4 protein-coding genes and 1 pseudogene are annotated in these 7,127 nt (G+C 62.5%); 1 reads left to right on the top strand and 4 read right to left on the bottom strand.

What is annotated here, in order from left to right:
- From LJE91_11515 to clcA, 3 genes are all read right to left on the bottom strand, one after another.
- Positions 1 to 209 (bottom strand): transposase (locus LJE91_11515; protein ID MCG6869321.1); only part of this gene is annotated, 209 nt, incomplete at its 3' end.
- A 558-nt stretch (positions 210 to 767) separates the two neighbouring features.
- Entirely contained in the window at positions 768 to 1,052 is a 285-nt protein-coding gene (locus LJE91_11510) for a sulfur globule protein CV1 (protein MCG6869320.1), read from the bottom strand.
- A gap of 166 nt (positions 1,053 to 1,218) precedes the next feature.
- Positions 1,219 to 2,496 carry a H(+)/Cl(-) exchange transporter ClcA gene (gene clcA / locus LJE91_11505; GenBank protein MCG6869319.1) on the bottom strand — a complete coding sequence of 426 codons (1,278 nt, stop codon included), beginning with the start codon at positions 2,494 to 2,496 and terminating at the stop codon, positions 1,219 to 1,221.
- A gap of 212 nt (positions 2,497 to 2,708) precedes the next feature.
- Between clcA and LJE91_11500 the strand changes: the two genes are divergently transcribed.
- Positions 2,709 to 6,137, top strand: coding sequence for a mechanosensitive ion channel (locus tag LJE91_11500; GenBank protein ID MCG6869318.1), 3,429 nt, complete (start codon positions 2,709 to 2,711; stop codon positions 6,135 to 6,137).
- 230 nt (positions 6,138 to 6,367) lie between these two features.
- Here the strand turns inward: LJE91_11500 and LJE91_11495 are convergent.
- Positions 6,368 to 6,990: pseudogene (locus LJE91_11495) on the bottom strand (sodium/glutamate symporter).
- Positions 6,991 to 7,127: the final 137 nt, after the last annotated feature.

Raw genomic sequence — 7,127 nt, 5'->3', positions numbered from 1 at the left:
TCGCTCATCTGCTGGCAGTACAAAGCCTCCACAATGGGCTCGAACAGCGAAGCGATGGCTTGCAGGCCACCGGCAACCGTTCCGGGCGAGACCGCCAGTCCCTGGTCTTTCAGGTCCTGCAGATACCGGTTGGTGGGTTGGTCGTCGCGGTATTTACCCAGGATGACCTCAACCCAGAAGCTGACATCATAATCGCTGCGGGAAATCACACGCGGCGGTGGCGGGGCGGCGAGGATGGCCGGGGTATCCTCACAGTGCAGCCGGGGTTGCGGATATCAGCGCGGCGTCGAATGTGACGGACATGGGTCTTCACCTCGACCTCAATCATATCGCTGTAATCGTCCAGTGCCGCGGTGGGCAAATGGGGGAGTCCGCAGGTTGGACGGCTTTTCTCCTCGTCCGCCAGATCGCTGAGATCGATGTGCTCCTGCTTGGTGATCGTGACCCATTGTTGCGAGAACGGGGGCGGTTGTCCTTCATCAAACGAGACGAGCGATTGTCGTCGCTCAGGGGGCGGGGAGGTTCTTGCTGCGCCTAATAGACGAGCCTTGCGCGGGTTCGGGTCCGCGTCGGACCGGGGCAAATTCAACAAGGCGGAAGCGGGGGTTCCCGCGTCACCTCCGGCCGGTGCCGGAAACACGATTAGGCTAGGCAGGGAGGGTAGAGCGGTTCCGGTTTTCCGATCGGAATCCACAACGAAAAAAGCGGATGGTGCAGAGCACCATCCGCGTTCTCAAGCGCGACTTCGATCGATGATCGAATCGGACTTACTTGGCCTCGGCGACGGGAGCAGCCGGAGCGTAAGGAGCAACGGGAGCGGCCGGAGCGCCGTAGTACGGAGCGCCGTAGTAGGGAGCACCGTAGTAGTACGGGGCGTCGTAACCGTAGCCGTAGCCGTGCCCACGGCCGTTGCCGCGCGCACTCATGTTGAAGCTGAAGTCACCGCCACCGAAGCCGTCGCCGAGTCCATTTCCGAAGAAAGGACCCCACCAGGCCTGAGCGGAAGTCGCGGAAGCAGCCAGAACGGCGGCGATAGCAATTGCCTTTTTCATAGTAGATCTCCGATAGTCTCGTAAGGTTGAAAAGTAAACCTGTGTAATCAAGTGAGCGCAGTATATTAGCAAATACTTATATTAGCAACTCATATTTTTCGCGGGCACCCTTTTCTTGCCCTCGGTCACGCAGCTTCGCCTGTCCCCCGATCCGGCGGTATTGTCCCTATCGCCTGGCTCGGCAACGCTCGAGCAATACCCGGTACACCGGTCTGCCGCCAAGGGCCGCCGCGGTCAGACTCGCTGTCAGGCAGGTCACGATGATGGCGAGAATCATCTGATGGTTGTTCGTCAGTTCGATGACGAGAATGATCCCTGTAAGCGGCGCCTGTACCGTTGCGGCGAACAGTGCCCCCATTGCCGCAACCACAAAGCTGCCGGGCGCTACCCCGTTTCCCGGGAACAGTTGCTCCACGCCGGACCCGAAAATCAGACCGGCCAGGGTCCCGAGCGCCAGCATGGGGGCAAAGATCCCACCCGGCACACCGCTGCCGTAGGAAAGTACGGTCGTCAACGTACGCGCAAGTATCAAAAAACCCAGCGATCCCAGCGCGAACTGCGAACCTATCAAATCTTCCACCAGACGCTCGCCCCCCCCGGTCAGGGCCGGTAGAAACCACGCGAGCGCCCCGGTCACCGCGCCGACCGCAGCGCCGACAACGAACGGATTGATATCCCCAAAGCCCTCGAACCAGTCCAGGGCTCCTATCAGAACCTGTTCGAAGAAGACCCCGAAGATCCCAACCGCTATGCCGAGAACGGCGAACAGCGTCAAGTCACTCAGGGAGGGCGCCGGAAAATCGATCAGTGGCAGGAGAGGCCCCTGCCCGAGCCAGGCCCCGTTGACCACCTCGGCGACACAGCAGGTCAGCACGACCGCGTTGAAGGTAACGAAGTTGAACTCAAACGCCTCGCGCATCTCCTCGATGACGAACACGATCCCGGCCAGCGGGGCGTTGAACGCCGCAGTCAGCCCCGCTCCCGCGCCAGCGGCAATCAATGTCCGCGCGCCTGCCTCGTTCAACCTCGCCCATGCGCCGACCATGGCCCCCAGCGCGCCACCCATATGGATGGTTGGCCCCTCCCGCCCCAGGATCATTCCGGATCCTATCGCCAGACCCCCGGCCACGAACTTCACCGGCAGCAGTCGCTTCCAGTCGAGCCGCCGCGCGCCACCACCCAGCACGCCCTCGATCTCCTGTATGCCGCTGCCCCCGGCGTCCGGGGCGAAGCGGCGAACCAGCCACAACGCCGTGCCAACCATCACCGCGCCCAGCGCCATCATCACTGCCCAACCCGGCAGTTCAGCGCCTTGCAGGCTTTCCCGAAGCAGAAGTCGCCCCGCGTCCAGCCGGTCCAACAGGAAATGAAACACCGCGCCCCACAGCCCCGCAATCGCACCGGTCAAGGCCGCCAGCAGATAGATCCCTCCCGAGTGCTTCATCCCATGACTCCGTCCTTGACGGCAAATCCCCGATGACGGCGAACCGAGGCTTGCTGACTGAATTGAAAGCAGACAAGGATAGCAAGCCGTGTCGCTGCAGGCCCGCCGCCGGCCGCTGGCCGCCCAACAGGGATTATTGCAGCGTCCGCTCGTCTTCGGGTACGGTGCCGCAATCCAGTGCCGCCAACACGTCAGTCTTCCGGATCCAAGCAATGAAACCTCTTGCCTCTTGTACCGGCGTTGCGTTTCTCGTGGTTCTATTCGTCGCTCCCTGCGTAACCAGCGCGGCCGTGGAAGCGACGGGTGCCACACCCGCGCTGCCAACCATCATGAAGGGGCAGATCGAGGCGCAGATCGAGGAAATCGAGGCCACAACCGATCTGGAAGAGGAAACCAGAAACCGGATCGTGGAGACCTACCGCCGCGCGATCAGCAATCTGGAACAGGCGAAATCCTATCAGGATTCCGCGGAGCAGTTCACGCAGTCACGCTCCAAGACACCGGCGGAAACGAAGAGGATGCGCTCGGAACTCGAGCAGCTCGAATCGCAACCCTCCGATCCCCTGGTGCCACTGAAGGCGGAAATCTCGGAATCCACGCCGCTCGCGGAACTCGAGCAGAGGCTGCTGAAGGAGCAGGCGGACCTCTCCGCCGTCGAAGCGAAGCTCGCCGAGTTCGAAAAGAACCTTTCGGAGCAGAATGACCGGCCGGATGCGGTGCGCAAACGTCTCGGCGAAGCAAAGCAGGAGCAGGAGGACGTCGACGAACAACTCAGCACGGAATCCTCGTCTCCCGAGGCGCCCGCGATGAAAGACGCGGTGAAAAAGGAACTGACCACACGCCAGCGCGCGCTCAGCGCCGAGGTCAATATGTTGGACCAGGAACTGCTCAGCCAACCGGCGCGAGTGGACCTGCTCAAGGCGCAGATCGACCGCACGACCCTCAGCGTCGAGAACCTGAAGGCCCGGATTCAGTACCTGGACCAGCTGGTAAGCAGCCGCCGCCGGGACGAAGTGACCGAGATCAAGGTACAGGCAGCCGAGGAGCAGCTGGCGGCACGGGACAAGCATCCGGTTGTGCGAGAACTGGCGGCCGAGAACGCGGATCTCACGGAATTCCTCCAGAAGACGACACACGCCCTCGAACAGTCCTCCAACGAGAAGAGCGAGCTGGACGCGAAGGCGAGCGCCATCGAGCACGACCTCAAGGACGCACAACAGAAGCTGAAGATCGTCGGACTCAGCCAGGTCCTCGGCAAGATCCTGCAGGACCAGCGCCGCAACCTCCCTGACATCGAGGAATTCAGGAAAGCGGCGTCGGCCCGCGAACGTGAGATCGTCAACATCGAGCTCAGACAGATCCAGCACGCAGAGGAACGGAGGAAACTGGGTAACCTGGACGCGGCCGTCGATGAGCGTGTCACCGGGGTCGCGCCGGGACAGATGCAGGCGGTCCGCAATGACGCCCGGCCGCTGCTCAAGACGCGTCGTGATCTGCTGGACAAGACACTATCGACCGAACGCGCCTACCTGCGCACACTGGGCGAAGTCGACTTCGCCCACCTACAGCTGAACGAGATCGTCAGGGCCTACGACGACTTCCTGGGCGAGAACCTGCTGTGGATACCCAGCGACAGACCGGTCAATCGCAGGACGCTGACCGGCTTGCCGGACGGGTTGTTGTGGATCACGTCCCCACAAGGGTGGCTCGAGGTCCTGGGCGAGATCGGTCTCGACATTCGCACGCAGCCGCTGCTATCGGCGGGCGTGCTGCTCGTCTTCGGTACGCTCCTGGGATTCCGCGTGCGGTTCTGGAATGTACTCCGCGGCACCACCCGCTCGGTCGGCAGCGAATCGGACTCGATCTCCAGGACATTGCTCGGTCTGCTGGTCACGCTCCTGCTTGCGGTCCCCTCGGCCCTGCTGATCGCCCGGGTCGGCTACCGTCTCGAGTACGCGAACCGCTCCGCCGTTTTCGCCCGTGCCGTTGGTGACGGTCTTTCCGTAACCGCTCCGATTCTATTCAACCTCCGCGTGTTCCAGATCTATTGCGCTCCCAGGGGTGTCGCCGAGGGCCACTTCCGGTGGTCGCAATCCAGCCTGGCGGTTCTGAGGCACCAGATCCGGCAACTGATCCTGTTCGCCGTACCGGGCGCCTTCGTCGCCGCGACAGCGACCGACCATGTAGACCCGCTCTACAGCTCGAGCCTCGGTCTGGTGGCCTATGTCCTGATCATGCTCGTGATCACGCGTTTCCTGATCGCGGTCCTGCATCCGTCGAAGGGGCCCGCGGGCAACTACCTCAATTCCAATCGGGCTGGACTCCTGAATCGTCTCAGGTGGGTATGGTTTCCTCTCGCCGTCGCGGCCCCGCTGGCACTGGCCGGGCTGGCCTTGGTCGGGTACTTCTACACGGCGGGGACCCTGACCCTGCGATTGGTCAACACGTTGTGGCTCGTCCTCGGTCTGATCGTCGCGCGTGAACTCGCCCTTAGGTGGCTGGGACTCGCACGCAGAAGACTGAAGATGCGTCTCGACAGGGAACGGCGAGAGGCTGACGACAAGAAGGAAAGCGACGCATCTCCTGTCGAGCGCGAGAGCCTCGATGTCGATGCTTGGCGCATCGACATCGAGGCGATCGATTCGCAGACGCGGAAACTACTGAACATGGCCCTCGGGATATCGGCCGTGATCGGCTTGTGGTGGATCTGGTCGGAAGTGCTCCCGGCGTTAGGAATACTCGACAAGATCTCGCTGTGGCAACACGAACAGATCGTGGACGGCGTGACGAAGGTGGTGCCGATCACGCTCGCGGACCTGGGGCTCGCGATCGTGCTGACATTCTTCACCACCGTCGCGGTCAAGAACCTGCCCGGCCTGCTGGAGATCGCCGTGTTGCAGCGGCTCTCGATCGGCCCAGGCGCATGTTACGCCATCACCACGCTGTTGAGTTACGTACTGGTCGCCGCCGGAATCATGACCGTGTTTTCCATACTCGGCGGAAGCTGGGGGGAACTCAAGTGGCTGGTCGCCGCACTGAGCGTCGGCCTCGGCTTCGGCCTGCAGGAGATCGTCGCCAACTTCATCAGTGGCATCATCATCCTGTTCGAGCGGCCCGTACGGGTCGGCGACATTGTCACTGTCGGCGACACGACCGGCGTGGTCTCCCGCATCCGCATCCGCGCCACCACGATCACCAACTGGGATAAGCAGGAACTGCTGGTGCCCAACAAGGAGTTCATCACCGGGCGGTTGCTGAACTGGTCGTTGTCCGACCAGATGAACCGCATCGTCATCACGGTCGGCGTCGCCTATGGTACGGAGGTCCGCAGGGCCATGGACCTGATGGCGCAGGCCGCTGCAGAAAATCCAAACCTGTTGAAGGACCCTGCCCCGCTGATCACCTTCGAGGGATTCGCGGAAAGTTCGCTGACACTGATCATGCGCTGCTACCTCGACTCGCTCGACTCGCGCCTGTCGACCATCAGCGACCTGCACCAGCGGATCAACGAGAAACTGAACGAGGCCGGCATCGCCATCGCCTTTCCGCAGCGCGACGTGCATATCGACACCTCGCGCCCGCTGGATATCCGCCTCTCGAAGGCGGACGACGCGTCCCCGGCTCCGGGCGGGGCTGCCTGACACGCACCGGAATCAGCGCCGGCGAACGGCAGCGCAGCCCACCCTTCGTGGTGATCCGGCCTTTCCGGCGGACTTCGCTGCGCCCGTGTGCAGGGGAATCGATATCCCAGACGTACGGTCTCCTCCGTGATGAATCCGGCCCTGTAGAAGTCCTTCGACAGTACGTCGGCCCCGTCCCCATCACGTCCAGGCAGACGACGACGTAAAACAGCGCCAACAGAAAGTGCGCGCTATCGATCGGCTCCGCCTTGTGGCTCTTCCCCGACAGGCCCTCTGCCAGTCGGGGTCGCGGGACGCAATCCGTGCTTGCGGATCAACCTGCCCGCCACGGGGCCGCCGATCAGGCCTCCCAGGACCAGGCCGTAAGTGGCGCAGGCCATGGCCCCGGCGAGGTTGTTGACATCGGAGAACCGCTGGACGTACGCCACGCCGGTACCGTGTCCGCCCGACAAGGTGATCGATCCGCTGAGCAGCCCGACCAGGGGATGGAGGTCGAGTCCCATCGCGGTCGGAACGCCGATGCCATCCTGAAAGATCAGATAGGCCAGACAGATCATGGCGAACAGCAGGAGTCTCGGCCCCCCTGCTTCAGGAGTTTCAGGTCCGCACCGAGCCCGATGGTCGCGAAGAAGACCAGCATCGTCGGTTCCTTGAGCGCCATGTCGAATCCGGGACGGATGTCCAGGGAGCCATAGAGCACGGCCGTGATGGCCGCGAACAGCAGTCCACCGACGACGGGTACCGGGATATTGTGCTCACGCAGGAACCGGCTGCGCGAAATCACGAACGATCCCGTGTAAAGGACCAGGATCGCGATCGCCAGGTTCTGGACGGGGTCGAGATCGATCTTCATCGCTGACACGCGGCCTTTGTCAAACGATTAGGATATCAGCATTGCGCACTAGACCTCGCCTGCGTGGTCGCAGACCCGCCTCATTGACATTCTCCAGCAGCACACACAAGAATGCCGTCACTGAACTTACCCCCGTC

It is taken from the genome of Gammaproteobacteria bacterium, from assembly GCA_022340215.1.
Lineage (GTDB): Bacteria > Pseudomonadota > Gammaproteobacteria > JAJDOJ01 > JAJDOJ01 > JAJDOJ01.
The sequence above is the reverse complement of the archived record's forward strand: the minus strand, read 5'-3'. Positions and strand labels throughout refer to the sequence as shown.